Origin of the sequence: Paenarthrobacter sp. NPDC090520 (assembly GCF_044769205.1) — a bacterium.
Lineage (GTDB): Bacteria > Actinomycetota > Actinomycetes > Actinomycetales > Micrococcaceae > Arthrobacter.
On the sequence record NZ_JBIVXM010000001.1, the window covers coordinates 291,913 to 305,952 of the forward strand.

The following is a 14,040-nucleotide window of genomic DNA, read 5'->3' on the forward strand; positions in this document are numbered from 1 at the left end:
ATTCGGATGCTCCCCAGCTCCGCATGCATTGGTTATTCGCCCCACGCCGTTTCCGGCTGCGTCTTAGTACATCTTCCCCCAATTTTCACATTTGTCACTAGTGGATTTTTTCGGCACCGTCCGGAACCTGGCCCGTCCCCGGTTTTGACAGCGCCCTGTCTTGACCGCCGTTTACGTGCCACCGACGATTGAGGTGGAGGTAGCAATGCGCAGAATGATCCCTTTGGCAGTGTTCCTGGTGATGCTCGTGGGCGGATGCACCGCCCCTGCGCCACAGCCCTCTGCCAGTTCCAGCCCGTCGGCTTCCACGGGCGGCACCGTGACCGCGGCACCCAGCCCGTCGCCGTCGTCCGTTCCGTTGAGTGACCCACCCGGCCAAGGTGACATCGGCCCCGGTGACGACGAACCCGGCCGCTACTCCTTCCGTTGCACCAGCCTGGACGCATCGCCGGAGGTGCAACTGTCCAGCCTTGCCGAGGTGTGGGCCGCAACCAACTACACCCGCATGGGTTCCTGCGAAGTCGGCTACGAAGGCCAGCAGCCGTTCGAACCGACACCCCGTGAAGCCGAAGCGGTTTCCGCCGCCGGCCAGCAGGACGCTGGGGATGGGGGATTGGCCGTGATGCTGGACATCCTCCGGCTGTGCACCAGGATCAGCGACGAGGCGGGGCCGGACGGGTTTGCGGGAACTGCCAGGGCAACGCTCCTTGCTGCGGCCCAGTACTGTCCCGACGCCCCCCAGGGGAAGATCCTCGCCGGCTGGGCCAACGGGACACGCGTCGGCGATGGTACCCATGCAGTCGGGGAACAGATGGAACCGGGCCGCTACCAACTGGTCAAGCAAGGAACCTCGACCGACGGATGCGCCTGGTCGGTCGCCGCGCCAGGCGGAAGCGTCGTAGCCAGCGGCGGCCTTCCCGAGGCCTCCAAGACCGTGGACTTGGCAGCCGGCCAAAACTTTACTAGTGACAAATGCGGAATTTGGGGGAAGATGTACTAAGACGCAGCCGGAAACGGCGTGGGGCGAATAACCAATGCATGCGGAGCTGGGGAGCATCCGAATGAAGTGGGGATCCCTCGGTGGACATGCGCAGGCGCAGTGTTCTTCAGCTTGGTGTGGCAACAATTGCCCTGGCCGGTTGCTCAGGAACCAAAGTAGAAACTTCCCAAACCTCCGCCCTTGACGTGGCGCCGGCCGTCGCGAAAGACGACCATGTGGCCAGGGAAAAGCCCGAGCCGTTGGTGAGGTACCAATTCACGTGCCTGGCCGCAGACGGCAGCCTCATTGGCAAGTTCTCAAGCCTGGAAGAGGTGTGGGCTTCCACCCGCTACATGCACATCACGGACTGCCAAGTGGCCTATGTTGGTTCGGGTCCGCACGTGCTGACATCCGAAGAGACCGCTGCCGTCAATGCCGCGGTGGCTGCCGGAGCCCCGGGTGGACAGGCCTCCGAGCTCTGCCTCCGGATCATCCGTGCCTCTACCCGGACCGATCCGCGGAACCTGGCCGCCTCTCTTGCGGCCTACGGCGTTCCCGTGGTGAAAGGGTCCCTGACGCTGGCGCCCTTGGCGCCTCAGGCGGCCATTTTTACGAGATGGCTGAAGACTGCCGTGGTTTCCTAGCAATTATTCCTGGTGCACAAACAAATGGCGCGGACCCTTTTCGGGTCCGCGCCATTGCCGCTGCCTGAATTCTAGGCGAGCAGTGAATTCATCGCATTGATCAGCGTGGTTTCCACGCCATTTGCGCCGGCCTTGAAATGGGCAATGTGGCCATAGACGGTCATGGAGCCGCCAGCAATTCCCGGATAATCCGGCTCCCAGCCACCCTCGTAGCTGCCCAGGGGCATTGATGGCGGAAAGAATTCATTGCTGGGAATGTAGCAGCAGGACTCGTTGGCATATCCACCAACAATGATTCCGTTGGTCCCTCCGTTCCTGTTGCGGAAGTAGGCGGCATAGCCGCTCACAAGTTCGCCACCGATCATGGCGATCTTCAATTGGGGACTGCCGTTGAACTTCCAGACCTGGAAGGGGGACGGCACGGATGTGGCGTAGCTGTTGCTGTCGATCCGCCCGATCATCACCTGTGCATGCCGTTGGTACCACTGCGGCTGCCCGTTCGGGTTCGGAAGGCGTGAGACGTAGGCTGCCCGCACGGCTGCGAGGTTTGCCGCCGTTGGAGTGATGTCCAGTGGCAATTGGACCTCTTGGTACCTGGTGACCATGGGGCCGGCCAAGGCGCGGCCTGCGGACTGCATATTGTTGTTGACCGTGGCTCCCAGTGCATCGCCATGCTGGTCCCGCAGTTCCCAACTGCGGACGCCGCCGGGATCCTGGTCGCCGGCGGGTCCCTGGATGAACATCGCGAAGCAATTCGGATTGCGGTTCTCGATATAGTTGCAGGCGCCGGCGGCGAAGTCCCCGTCGAAAAGCGTCCGCAACCCCGCGCTGATGGGGTGGCAGCCATAGCTGAAGATCACGGCTGCCGGGGTGCCGTTACCCCGCCTGGCTACCAGGATCGGCACTGCCGTCTCGGTATACGGCAGGCCCACGCGGTTGGCCGAGAAATTCTGGGTGGAGACCTTGTAGTCGAAGGTCACGGCTGTCTCGTCAGCGTCCAGGGCTTCCTGGGCGAGATTCACGATGGTGTCCTCAAGGTCCGCGCTGTAGGACCGGACCAAGCCCAGGTCCGCGAGCCCATAGGCCATGAAGGGATGCAACGTGTCGATCAAGGCAGGGCCGTTGTGGGTGTGCGTGGCCTGGATGAGGACGTCACTGGTGGACCAGTCCGCGAGATCAAGGATCCGGTCCCTGATGCGTTGGTGCATGGCCCGCGGCAAGGCCAGTACATCCAGGCTGATGATGATGTGGGGACTGGCGTCTTCCCAGATGAGGATGGCCCGGGCGTAGAGGGGCTCGAACGGGGAACTGCTGGTGGCTTCGCGCCCGCCATCGGTAGTCCCATATCCCGCCATATACGGATTGGTGCTCAGGGACGGCGTAATGTCAGCGATGGCAGTTCCAACTCTAAACGCCATAAAAGATCACTCCTTGATTGCGCGCTGCGGGATGTTCTTCGTTTGCCCCCAAACAAAGTCCGTTTCCCGAATGCGCTGAACAGCCAATACGTGAGACCACCTTCATTAGAACATGTGATGGAGGAAATTAGGCCGGTTGAGGCCGGATTAATATCGCGTGCGGCCACCGTCTTGTAGGACAAACGCACGAGGGCCCGTCCACGCGGAGAATTACCGTGGACGGGCCCTTCATGACGTGCCGCCGGGTGGTTACCTGGCCGCGGGGGTGAGGATCGTCAGGCCGTTCCATCCGGTTCCGACCCTTGACGGGGTACCCCAGGTGCTGTTGGAACCAACCGGGTAATAGCGGAGCTCGCCACCAGTGGTGCGGCCCATGATCCCGGTGGACCCTGCCCCGGCAAAACTGCGTATCGCACCGAAACTGGAAATGATATCCCAGCCTGTGCCCACCACGCGCGGGGTTTCGGCGATGAAATTGCCGGTTCCGTTACTTCGGTACAGTCTGAGGTCACCCGTGGTGGTCTTGGCCACGAGGTCGGCGTTCGAATCCTTGTCGAAGTCCATTTGGGCGATGTCCAGTCCGGACCAACCGACGCCGATGGAGACTCCGGTGGAAACCGTCTTGCCACTGGGGTTGGCGAAGTAGTAAAGGCGGCCGGTGGCGTCATAGCCCACGATGGCCGGATTCGCATCGGCCTTTTTCCATGTGCCGACCGTCAATGTCCAGTTCTTCCAGTTGCTTCCAAGGGAGATGGGGGCGCCAAAACCGCTGCCGTTCCTGCCCGGGTAGACGTTGAGGCGTCCGTCGGACCACTGGGCCACAATGTCCAGCGCGCCGTCGCCGTTCCAGTCGGTGACGAAGCCTGCTTGCAGCCCGGCCCACCCGGTTCCCAGGAGGTCCTGGGGCAGCAGTGCAGTTGTTCCCGTTCCGGGGTAGCGGTAAAGGTTGGCGTCCGGGCGGACGGCCAGGATGTCCTCTTCATCGATGCCCAGCGTGGTCTCCACATCCAGGGGTGCCCCGCTGATGAGGCTGGCGTCGTTCCATCCGAGGCCAATAAGGCTGCGGTTGCCCCAGGAACCGGACATGGCCGGATAGTAGTAGAGGTCGCCGTTGGCTGCCCGTGCATGGAGGCCCTGGGAAGCTGCGCCGCTGAAGTTGATGGCGGAGCTGACCGCGCTCATGCCGGACCATCCGGTACCGATGGTCCTCGCGGGCTCGTTGATGAAGCTGCCCACACCATTGGACCTGTAGAGGCGCAACGTCCCGTCTGCGGTTCGTGTGACCAGGTCCTGGTTGCCGTCGCCGTCGAAGTCGATCTGGTTCAGCTGGTGCCCGCTGAACCCGGTGCCGATCCTGACACCGCTGCCCAGGGCCCCGCCGCCGGAATTCGGATACCGGTAAAGGTTGCCAAGGTAGTCCTGCCCGATCACGCCGGGATACGGATCCTTCGAGTTCCACCAGCCGACGGTGAGGGACATTTCCTGCCAGCCGGAACCCACTTGGATGGGGGCGTAGAAACCCCCGCCGGGAGCGCCCCTGAACACTTTCAACGTGCCGTCGGACCATTGCGAAAGGATGTCCTGGACGCCGTCCTGGTTCCAGTCGACCACGTAGGCCGCCTTCGCTCCGGACCAGCCCGAACCTATGGTGACCGGGCCGGTGATCCTGCCGCTGCCATCTGCCGGGAAATTGTCGAGCCTGCCCGCCGCGCTGGTGGTGAGGATGTCGGCGCCGGACTTGATGGATGGATTTGAGGGGTAGGAAACGCCGCGGGCGAAGGTCCGCAGCTGGTCATAGCTGCCGTTGAAGATGTTCGAGTCGCCCTGGAAGGGGCCCGTGCTGCTGTACTGCCACATGGTGTAGTTGCCCCAGCTTGCCGGCATGGTGCCGGGGGAGTTGGTGGGGTTGGACCAGTAGGAGGCGATCCATAGGGGGTAGCTGCCGAAGGTCGTGTTCCCGACGCAGGTATTCCACCAGTCGGTGGTGCTGTAGATGACGGGGAAGCGTCCTGTCAGGGCCTTGACCGTGTTGCCGAAGTCTGCGGCCCATTGACCCAGCTGGGCCTTGGACATGTCGTAGCACGTGTTGCCGAAGTAGAAGCCGTTGATGGTTCGGCCGGCGTAGGGGTTGTATTCGATGTCCAGCACAGGGGGCAGCGTGTAGCCGTCAGCTGTCCATCCACCACCGTTGGCAACGAAATAGCGTGCCTGGTCCGCGCCGGAAGACCAATTGGGGATTGCAAAATGGTAGGCGCCGCGGACCATGCCCACGTTGCGGGAGCCGTTGTACTGCTGCGCGTAGTTTTCGTTGACGTAGTAATTGCCCTCCGAGGCCTTGACGTACGCCCAACGGGAACCTTGGTTCCACTGGCTTTGCCAGTCCACGTTGCCTTGGTGGGCGCTGACGTCCTGCCCCTGGACGCCCACTGTCGGCTGCCAGTGGCCGGGATCGGGAGCCATGGGCACCACGCTGCCAACGCCGCGCGCTCCAGCGGGGCCTGCGGTTCCGGCTTGCTGCTTCGAAGAAGCAACACGTGGCGACCGTTGGCCCATTTCGGCACCGCCGGCCGGAATGGCCGCCCTCATGGCGGCCTTCAGGGCCTCCGCATCCGGGGCTGCGCCAGGCTTCGCGCGCTCGGCCAAGGGAGTGGGCGCGGTATCGGAAGAAGGTGGCACAGCTGCCGGGCTCCCGGCCGTTGAAGGTTCGACGGCGGTATTCGCGGCCGGCGAGTTACCCGCCGGCGTCTTCGCGGACTGCGGGGCGTCCACGCTCGGCGACGAGCCGATGGGAGGATACTCCGCCTTCGGAACTGTCGGTTGCCCGCTCACCGATGGCGGAACCGGGCGCGGGCCGGAGTCGTCAGCCCAGGCCGGCGTCACCAGGAAGGTACCGGCCGCGAGGGCAAGTGAAAGGGCAAACCCCGCTTTGGCCAGGGGAATGCGACGGATCGACCGTACTGGGTTGCTTGTCATATCCACATTTCCGGCCCTGTGCCGCGGCTCAGCGGCGCATGGTGATGGCTTGCGGACAAGCTCCGGGGCGGGCGCCTGCGCATGAGACCAAAGGCCAGCTCCTAACGGGCATTACCCTAACACCTTCGAAACTGGAGTGACTAGTGGTGCTGGAGCTGCCAAAGGGGTAAATGATGCGGACTTATCCACAGCTTCCACCGGGCTGCTTGGAAGGGCGGTCGTGCTCGCCTAGCGTAAGTAACTCGAGATGCGCCTCTCGTTTACAGGTTATTGGGCTATTGGGGGACTGATGGAAGCACTGCGGATCGTCGAGGGAGAGGTCCGTGAGCTCATCAGGCGAAGCGGTCTGGATCCTTTGGACAAGGGGTCGGATATTCGGCAACTGGTCGATGCGGCAGTTCGCGACTACGACGACAGGTCCCTCCTGGGATCGTTGCCTCCGCTTGGCCCATTGGAAGAGGCCCGGCGGCACGTTTTCGACGCCGTCGCTGGATTCGGCCCCTTACAGCCATTGCTTGACGATCCCGGCATCGAGGAAATCTGGATTAATGCACCCAGCCAGATCTTCGTGGCCCGCAACGGTGAGTCCGAACTGACAGCCATCACCTTGAACGGTCAACAGATCAGCGATCTGGTGGAGCGCATGCTCAAGAGCTCCGGGCGCAGGCTGGATTTGTCCACCCCCTTTGTCGACGCCTCCCTGCCCGACGGGTCCCGCCTGCACGTGGCCATTCCGGATGTCACACGAGAGCATTGGGCCGTCAATATCCGGAAGTTCATTGCACGGGCCAGCAAGTTGGACCATTTGGTGGATATGGGAAGCCTGACGCCACAATCGGCGAGGTTCCTTTCCGCAGCGGTGGCCAGCGGGCTGAACATCCTTGTCTCCGGGGCAACCCAAGCAGGAAAGACGACGCTCTTGAACTGCTTGGCTGCGGCCATCGGTTCCCGGGAACGGGTCATCACTGTGGAAGAGATCTTCGAGCTGCAGTTGCCGCTGAGGGATGTAGTGGGGCTGCAGTGCCGGCAGCCTAACCTCGAAGGGGAGGGTGAAATACCCATGAGGCGGCTGGTCAAGGAGGCCTTGCGCATGCGGCCGGACCGGCTGGTGGTGGGGGAAGTCCGGGAAGCCGAAAGCCTGGACATGCTCATTGCCTTGAACTCGGGACTCCCTGGCATGTGCACTGTGCACGCGAACTCCGCCCATGATGCCGTGACCAAGATCTGTACCCTGCCACTCCTTGCGGGAGCAAACATCTCCAATGCCTTTGTTGTGCCCACCGTCGCTTCGTGCCTTGACCTCGTAGTGCATTGCAGCCGGCATTCCACCGGCCGCAGGCAGGTAACTGAAATCCTGGCCCTTGGCCGCCGGGTGGAGAACGGCGTGATCGAATCGTCGCCGGTGTTCCAGATGGCCGAGGGCCGGTTGGTGCCCAACGGCACCTCGTTGCCCGCCATCGACAAGTTCGCGCGCTCGGGATTCGACGTCGCGGCCCTGCTGGAATTGAACTGATGGCTCCCTTGCTGGGTGCTGTGGGTGGCGTAGGGATGTTCCTGGTGTGGTGGTCTGCCTGGGAGAAGCCCGACACGCAGGCGCGTCGAAACCACGTTCCGCGGAAGCTGGAACTCCTGCTGCTCTCCGCGGGAATCGAAAAGGTTTCCAGTGCTGGCCTGCTGTTTTGTTGCGCGGGCGTCGGCCTGGCGGCGTTCCTGGTCTTCTTCCTGGTCACGGGATCGCTGCCCGTGTCCGCCTGCTTCAGTGTCTTTGGTGCATGGCTGCCCCTGGCTGTTGTCCGCAGGCGGGCGCGGAGACGACGCGCTGTGCTGCGGCAGTTGTGGCCGGATGTTGTGGACCACCTTCGTTCGGCTATCCGCGCAGGACTTTCCCTTCCTGATGCCTTGATCCAGCTTGGCACCAAGGGCCCGGAAGAACTGCGCCACGTCTTCACGGACTTCGGCTCCGACTACAGATCCGGTGGCCGGTTCGATGCTGCCTTGACCACTGTGAAAGCGAGACTGGCGGATCCCGTTGCTGACCGCATCATGGAAGCCCTGCGGATGACACGCGAGGTTGGCGGATCCGACCTTGGCCGCATGCTGGGAACCCTGGCCGACTTCCTCAGGGAAAGTGCCCGGACCCGCAATGAATTGGAAGCGCGGCAGTCCTGGACCGTCAACGGAGCAAGGCTTGCGGTGGCTGCGCCATGGATAGTCCTGGTGGTCATGGCCGGAAGGCCTGAAGCCATGCTCGCGTACAACACGGCGACCGGGGCCATGGTCCTCCTGGGCGGCCTTGTTGTTTCCGCAGTCTGCTATACCGCCATGCTGCGTATTGGTGCCCTTCCCGAGGACGAACGGGTGCTCGGATGAACGGTTCCACAACCACCGCTGTCCTCCTGGGCCTGCTGTTGGGAACAGGAGCATGGTTGGTGGTTGCCCGACTGCCATTCATGCGCCCTATGACGTTTTCGGACAGGGTGGAACCGCAGCTTAGGACGCTCAACCTCGAATCGAGATTACTTCGGGCCACGGCCACCGCTGGTACCCCCTTTGGTGCGCTGGAGCGGATTCTTCGCCCCGTGATCGGCGATGGATTGGCTTTCGTCAGCCGTTTCAACCCGGGTGGGGCTGCCTTGGCCAAGCGGTTGGCGCGGGCTGGTTCCGCAAAGTCCGTTCTGGATTTCAGGGCCGAACAGCTGGTGTGGGCGGCCGCGGGGTTCATAGTTGCCCTGATCGGTGTTGCTGTGAACGCTGCCGCAGGCCGATTCAATCCGGTGGGTGGCGTCGCTTTGATCTGGGGAGCCGCCCTGGGCGGCTACTTGCTCCGGGACCACGTGTTGGGCCAGGCCATCAAACGGCGCGATGCAGCACTGTTGTCCCAGTTTCCCGGCCTTGCAGAACTCATGGCGCTCGCGGTGGCCGCAGGGGAGAGCGCCGCAGGGGCGTTGGACAGGATCTGCCGCACCTCACGAGGCGCCCTGGCGGAGGAGTTTGCCGCCGTCCTGGCCGATACCCGAGCGGGCAAACCACTGGCTGAGGCGCTCCAGGCGCTTTCTGCCCGGACGGACCTTCCTCCGCTGGTCAGGTTCGTGGATGGTTTGGTGGTGGCGGTAGAGCGCGGTACGCCCTTGGCAGACGTGCTGAGGGCGCAGGCAGCTGATGTCCGGGACGCCGCAAAACGCGAGCTCATGGAATCGGCGGGCCGCAAGGAAATCGGAATGATGGTCCCTCTTGTCTTCGGCATTCTGCCCCTGACAGTCATCTTTGCTGCCTTCCCGGCAGTCACGGCTTTGGACTTGAGTTTCTAGGGAGCGCTGCCCACAAACAGCGGACACGACAGTTTTCATTTCACTCACAACCATGAAGAATCGGGGATCCCTTGACCAGCCACTTTTCCACCCGCGCCGCAGGAACCTCCGGCACGCGGAAGCTCTCCGCCTGGGCCATGGCACTTGTGCTGCGGGCCACCCCTATGGACGACGAAACCGAGCGGGGCGACGTGCCCGGGTGGGTAATGATCACCTTGATGTCCGCGATCCTCGTGGCGGGTCTCCTTGCCATCGCATCGCCTGCCTTGGAAAACCTCTTCAACCAGGCGATGTCCAAGGTGGGCAACTAGTGCCGGAAAGCTGCGCGAAAGCCGGAACGGGAGTCCACAGAAGGGAGGTCACGCGGGGACCCGCCGACCAGACCGCGGCGGGCGAGCGCGGGGCTGCCGTGGTGGACTTCGTCCTGGTGGGTTCGGTGATGACGGCCCTGTTCGTTGCCGTGGTCCAACTGATGCTGGTCCTCCACGTTCGCAACACGCTCATTGACGCTGCTGCTTCCGGCGCCCGCTACGGGGCCATGGCAGACCGTACGGCGGCCGACGCCGAGGAGAGGACCACCGAACTGATCACCGGTGTCCTCAACGAACGGTTCGCGGAGGACATCACGACGGCAGTGGTCGAAGCAGGGGGCATCCGAACCCTGGAAGTGAGGGTCACTGCGCCGCTGCCCGTGGTTGGACTCCTGGGCGCCGGAGGCTCGTTGAAAGTGGTCGGGCATGCCGTGGTGCCTTGAGGCCGAACGGGGAAACGCCTCCGTGGAATTCATACTTCTTGGCCTGTTGCTCATGGTTCCGCTCATCTACTTCGTCGTGACCATCGGCCAGATCCAAGGGGGAATGTTTGCCGTGGTTGGAGCGGCCGACCAGGCCGCGAAAGCCTACGTGCAACAGGCCGAACCCGGCGCGGCCCGGGCTGCAGCCGAGCAAGCCGCCCTGGTTGCGGCGAAGGACTACGGCTTCCTGCCGGACGCCGTTGCCTTGGATGTCTCATGCGATCGTCACGACTGCCTGTCCGCGGGTGCCGCTGTTACGGTCTCCATCCAGGTCACTGTTCCGTTGCCCATGGCGCCTTTTGGGGATGCCTTACACCTGGATGCCGCCCGCCTTCATGCTTCAGCAACCCAAAAAGTCGGGCGTTTCCGTTGAGCTCGGTACTGGCTTTGAACGAGGCAGCGCCTGCCTGCAGAAGCCTCTCTTTCGGCAAAGAACGCGAAGCAGGGCAGATCACGGTCCTGACGATCGGATTCATCCTGCTGGCGTTGCTCCTTGCGAGCGTTGTCATGGCCGTTTCCGCCGTTTACGTGGAACATCAACGGCTGCTCTCGATGGCCGATGGTGCCGCGCTCGCCGCGGCGGACACGTTCAGGCCCGAAGACATCGGCGCCCGGGAGGTGCCGGGTGCATTCCTGGTGGACGAACGAGTGGTGGCCGCGGCAGGGGCGTACCTGATCGACATCGACGCCTATGCCAGCCATGATCGGCTGTCCGTTGCGCCGGGAACCGGCAGCTTTGCCGGCGGTACCGCGGTGGTGGTTCTCACCGCCGTCGCGCATCCTCCGGTGGTCAGTTTCCTTCTGCCGGAGGGAATACGCGTTGAGGCGCGGTCCACGTCGAGGTCCCGGCTGACGCAATAGCGGCGCCCAGCCGGGTGAGCGGCGCCGATAGCGTACGCTGGAAAGATCATGGCTGAGATCGACTTTCCCGCAGAAATCCGTGCGCTTCGCGCTACCTACAGTTCCATCGAGAACGTCAGTGATGTCGATGCCTTGAAGGCCGAGATCGCCGAGCTGAGCGAACAGGCCGGAGCACCGGACCTGTGGGACGACCCCGCTTCCGCGCAGGTGGTCACGTCCCGGTTGTCGCACCGGCAGTCGGAACTTGAACGCCTCACCAGGCTCTCTGCACGGATTGATGACGTGGAGGTGCTGGTTGAACTCGGCCAGGACGAAGGCGACGAAGCCTCCTTGGCGGAAGCCGCAAAGGAACTGGCCTCGATCGGCAAGGCCTTGGCGGACCTCGAAGTGGTCACCCTGCTCTCCGGTGAGTATGACGAACGCGAAGCCGTGGTGACCATCCGGGCCGGCGCGGGTGGCGTCGATGCCGCAGACTTCGCGGAGATGCTCCTCCGCATGTACCTTCGGTGGGCCGAACGCCACGGCTATCCCACCACGGTGATGGATACGTCCTATGCCGAAGAGGCCGGGCTGAAGTCCGCCACCTTTGAAGTGAAGGCACCTTATGCCTTCGGGACGCTCAGCGTGGAGGCAGGAACACACCGCCTGGTCAGGATCAGCCCGTTCGATAACCAAGGCCGGCGCCAGACGTCGTTCGCGGCGGTGGAAGTCATTCCGTTGATCGAGCAGACCGACTCCATTGAGATCCCGGACAACGAGATCCGTGTGGATGTCTTCAGGTCCTCGGGGCCGGGCGGGCAATCCGTTAACACCACGGACTCCGCCGTCCGGCTGACGCACATTCCCACGGGGATCGTGGTGTCCATGCAGAACGAAAAGTCGCAGCTGCAGAACCGGGCAGCCGCGCTCCGCGTCCTTCAGTCCCGGCTCCTGTTGCTGAAGAAGGAGCAGGAAGATGCAGAAAAGAAGGCGCTGGCGGGAGACGTCAAGGCATCATGGGGCGACCAGATGCGTTCGTACGTGCTCAATCCCTACCAGATGGTTAAGGATTTGCGAACTGAGCACGAAGTAGGCAACACCTCCGCAGTGCTCGACGGGGATATCGACGACTTCATCGACGCCGGGATCCGCTGGCGGACCAGCAACCGCAACGCCGCCGACTAAGCACAGGTTCCGGGGTTGGCCCCGTTTTGGCGACACGCCCCCGAAAGCCCCGAAATCACCGTGGGGTCGTGCGTATAGTCGGAAGGCCGGTGCTCTCACTTCCCCCACCGAAAGCCCGCGCTCCGGCTGTTGGACTGGGCCAATCAGTCATGTCCGGCGGGGTCAAAAGGGCCATGATCAGATTTGAGAATGTCACCAAGGTCTATGAGCAGAATGCCCGACCGGCGCTCGACTCTGTGAGCCTTGAGATAAACCGCGGCGAATTCACCTTCCTGGTGGGGGCGTCGGGATCCGGCAAATCCACTTTCCTTCGCCTGATCCTTAAAGAGGACAAGGCCTCCTCGGGTTCCGTCTATGTGGCCGGCCAGAACGTGGCCAACATTTCCAGTTGGCGGGTGCCGAAACTGCGGCGCGGCATTGGTGTGGTTTTCCAGGACTTCCGCTTGCTGCCCCAGAAGAATGTCTTCGCCAACGTGGCGTTCGCCATGCAGGTGATCGGCAAAAGCCGGTCCATCATCAGGGAAACCGTTCCCGAGGTCCTGAAGACGGTGGGCTTGGAAGGCAAGGAACGACGGATGCCACATGAACTGTCCGGCGGTGAGCAGCAGCGTGTGGCGATCGCCCGGGCAGTGGTGAACCGTCCGGGAATCCTCCTGGCGGACGAACCGACCGGAAACCTGGACCCGATCACTTCCATGGGCATCATGGGTGTCCTGGACAAGATCAACCAGAATGGGACCACTGTGGTCATGGCAACCCACGACGACGACATCGTTAATGAGATGCGTCGCCGCGTTGTGGAACTCAAGGACGGCAAAGTGATCCGGGACGAAGCCAAGGCGCTGTATACCTCGATGATTCCCGTGCTGGGTGAATCGCGACGCCTGCGCGATGCCAGCGACGAGGAAATCACCCGCGCCCAGGGGGCCCAGCTGTGAGGTTCCTGTTTATCCTGGGGGAAATCGGCAGCGGCCTGCGCCGAAACCTGTCCATGGTGATCTCCGTGGTGCTGGTGACGTTCGTGTCGCTGACGTTCGTGGGTGCTGCCGGCATGCTCCAGATGCAAATCAACCAGATGAAGGGCTACTGGTACGACAAAGTCCAGGTGGCCGTCTTCCTGTGCAACGATGGCTCAACCACAGTGGGCTGCGCATCGGGTCCGGCTACGAAGGAACAACAGGCCAACATTCAGGCCATGCTGGAATCGCCGGCGGTCAAGCAGTACATCAACGACTTCCAATTCGAATCCCAGGCAGAGGCCTACAAACACTTCAAAGAGCAGTTCTCCAATTCGCCGATCGTTGACTCGGTATCCGAGGACCAGTTGCCTGCCTCTTTCCGGATCAACATGAAGAACCCGGAGAAGTACCAGATCATCAGCGAAACGTTCTCTTCGCAGCCGGGCGTGGAAACGGTCAGCGACCAGCGCCAGGTCCTCGAAAGAATCTTCTCCTGGATGAACGGCGCTTCCGTGGTGGCCGTGGGCATCGCCGCCGTGATGATCTTCTGCGCCGTGCTCCTGATAACCACCACCATCCGGCTCTCCGCCTTCAGCCGTCGTCGCGAGACGGGCATCATGCGGTTGGTCGGGGCGTCGAAGGCGGTCATCCAGCTGCCGTTTATCCTCGAAGGCGTCATTGCCGCCGTGGTCGGTGCGTTGCTGGCCTCTGCGACGTTGTGGCTCATGGCCCATTTCTGGCTCAACGGTGATCTTTCCAGGCAGTTCCTCAACACGCCTTTCATCTCTTCCACCCAGGTCCTGGTGATCGCTCCCGTGCTCATCGCCCTGGGCGGTGGCCTGGCCGGGATATCCTCGTTGTTAACCCTCCGCCGCTACTTGAAGGTTTAGTATGGCCAACGGACGGAACAGCACAGACGATGCCGGTGAATGCAAAGGACT

At 62.7% G+C, this 14,040-nt stretch carries 14 protein-coding genes; 12 read left to right on the top strand and 2 right to left on the bottom strand.

Annotated elements, in window-relative coordinates; all coding sequences use genetic code 11:
- The first annotated feature begins 205 nt into the window (after positions 1-205).
- The gene (locus tag ACIQTZ_RS01415) at positions 206-1,000 is read left to right on the top strand and encodes a hypothetical protein (RefSeq protein WP_402976869.1); all 795 of its coding nucleotides are present in this window, start codon (positions 206-208) and stop codon (positions 998-1,000) included.
- A gap of 116 nt (positions 1,001-1,116) precedes the next feature.
- Positions 1,117-1,623, top strand: coding sequence for a hypothetical protein (locus ACIQTZ_RS01420; protein ID WP_397322331.1), 507 nt, complete (start codon positions 1,117-1,119; stop codon positions 1,621-1,623).
- Positions 1,624-1,694: 71 nt separating this feature from the next.
- Here ACIQTZ_RS01420 and ACIQTZ_RS01425 read toward each other — a convergent pair whose 3' ends face one another.
- Together ACIQTZ_RS01425 and ACIQTZ_RS01430 are read right to left on the bottom strand one after the other, a co-directional pair.
- Positions 1,695-3,041 (bottom strand): neutral/alkaline non-lysosomal ceramidase N-terminal domain-containing protein, encoded by a 1,347-nt coding sequence (locus ACIQTZ_RS01425; RefSeq protein WP_402976873.1) that lies wholly within the window; start codon positions 3,039-3,041, stop codon positions 1,695-1,697.
- Positions 3,042-3,290: 249 nt separating this feature from the next.
- Complete coding sequence (locus ACIQTZ_RS01430) at positions 3,291-6,014, bottom strand: GH25 family lysozyme (protein WP_402976876.1); 2,724 nt, start codon at positions 6,012-6,014, stop codon at positions 3,291-3,293.
- Positions 6,015-6,303: 289 nt separating this feature from the next.
- Here ACIQTZ_RS01430 and ACIQTZ_RS01435 point away from each other — a divergent pair, with 289 nt between their 5' ends.
- The 10 genes from ACIQTZ_RS01435 (at position 6,304) to ftsX (ending at position 13,989) form a co-directional block, all read left to right on the top strand.
- Positions 6,304-7,527, top strand: coding sequence for a CpaF family protein (locus tag ACIQTZ_RS01435; protein ID WP_402943526.1), 1,224 nt, complete (start codon positions 6,304-6,306; stop codon positions 7,525-7,527).
- Positions 7,527-8,384 (top strand): type II secretion system F family protein, encoded by an 858-nt coding sequence (locus tag ACIQTZ_RS01440; RefSeq protein WP_402976879.1) that lies wholly within the window; start codon positions 7,527-7,529, stop codon positions 8,382-8,384. Before ACIQTZ_RS01435 ends, ACIQTZ_RS01440 begins: the two co-directional genes overlap by 1 nt.
- Complete coding sequence (locus tag ACIQTZ_RS01445) at positions 8,381-9,322, top strand: type II secretion system F family protein (RefSeq protein ID WP_402976882.1); 942 nt, start codon at positions 8,381-8,383, stop codon at positions 9,320-9,322. The genes ACIQTZ_RS01440 and ACIQTZ_RS01445 overlap by 4 nt, the downstream gene beginning before the upstream one ends.
- A 71-nt stretch (positions 9,323-9,393) precedes the next feature.
- A complete protein-coding gene (locus tag ACIQTZ_RS01450) occupies positions 9,394-9,633 on the top strand; it encodes a hypothetical protein (protein WP_402977282.1) in 240 nt (79 codons plus the stop codon).
- A 98-nt stretch (positions 9,634-9,731) separates the two neighbouring features.
- The gene (locus ACIQTZ_RS01455; protein ID WP_402943774.1) at positions 9,732-10,076 is read left to right on the top strand and encodes a TadE/TadG family type IV pilus assembly protein; all 345 of its coding nucleotides are present in this window, start codon (positions 9,732-9,734) and stop codon (positions 10,074-10,076) included.
- A 22-nt stretch (positions 10,077-10,098) separates the two neighbouring features.
- On the top strand, positions 10,099-10,488 hold the full coding sequence (locus ACIQTZ_RS01460; protein WP_402943518.1) for a hypothetical protein: 390 nt from the start codon (positions 10,099-10,101) through the stop codon (positions 10,486-10,488).
- Entirely contained in the window at positions 10,485-10,976 is a 492-nt protein-coding gene (locus ACIQTZ_RS01465; protein WP_402976885.1) for a pilus assembly protein TadG-related protein, read from the top strand. The genes ACIQTZ_RS01460 and ACIQTZ_RS01465 overlap by 4 nt, the downstream gene beginning before the upstream one ends.
- A 48-nt stretch (positions 10,977-11,024) precedes the next feature.
- Positions 11,025-12,140 carry a peptide chain release factor 2 gene (gene prfB / locus ACIQTZ_RS01470; protein WP_400330105.1) on the top strand — a complete coding sequence of 372 codons (1,116 nt, stop codon included), beginning with the start codon at positions 11,025-11,027 and terminating at the stop codon, positions 12,138-12,140.
- A 173-nt stretch (positions 12,141-12,313) separates the two neighbouring features.
- Positions 12,314-13,078 carry a cell division ATP-binding protein FtsE gene (gene ftsE / locus ACIQTZ_RS01475; RefSeq protein ID WP_402976889.1) on the top strand — a complete coding sequence of 255 codons (765 nt, stop codon included), beginning with the start codon at positions 12,314-12,316 and terminating at the stop codon, positions 13,076-13,078.
- The gene (gene ftsX, locus ACIQTZ_RS01480) at positions 13,075-13,989 is read left to right on the top strand and encodes a permease-like cell division protein FtsX (protein WP_400330111.1); all 915 of its coding nucleotides are present in this window, start codon (positions 13,075-13,077) and stop codon (positions 13,987-13,989) included. Before ftsE ends, ftsX begins: the two co-directional genes overlap by 4 nt.
- Positions 13,990-14,040: the final 51 nt, after the last annotated feature.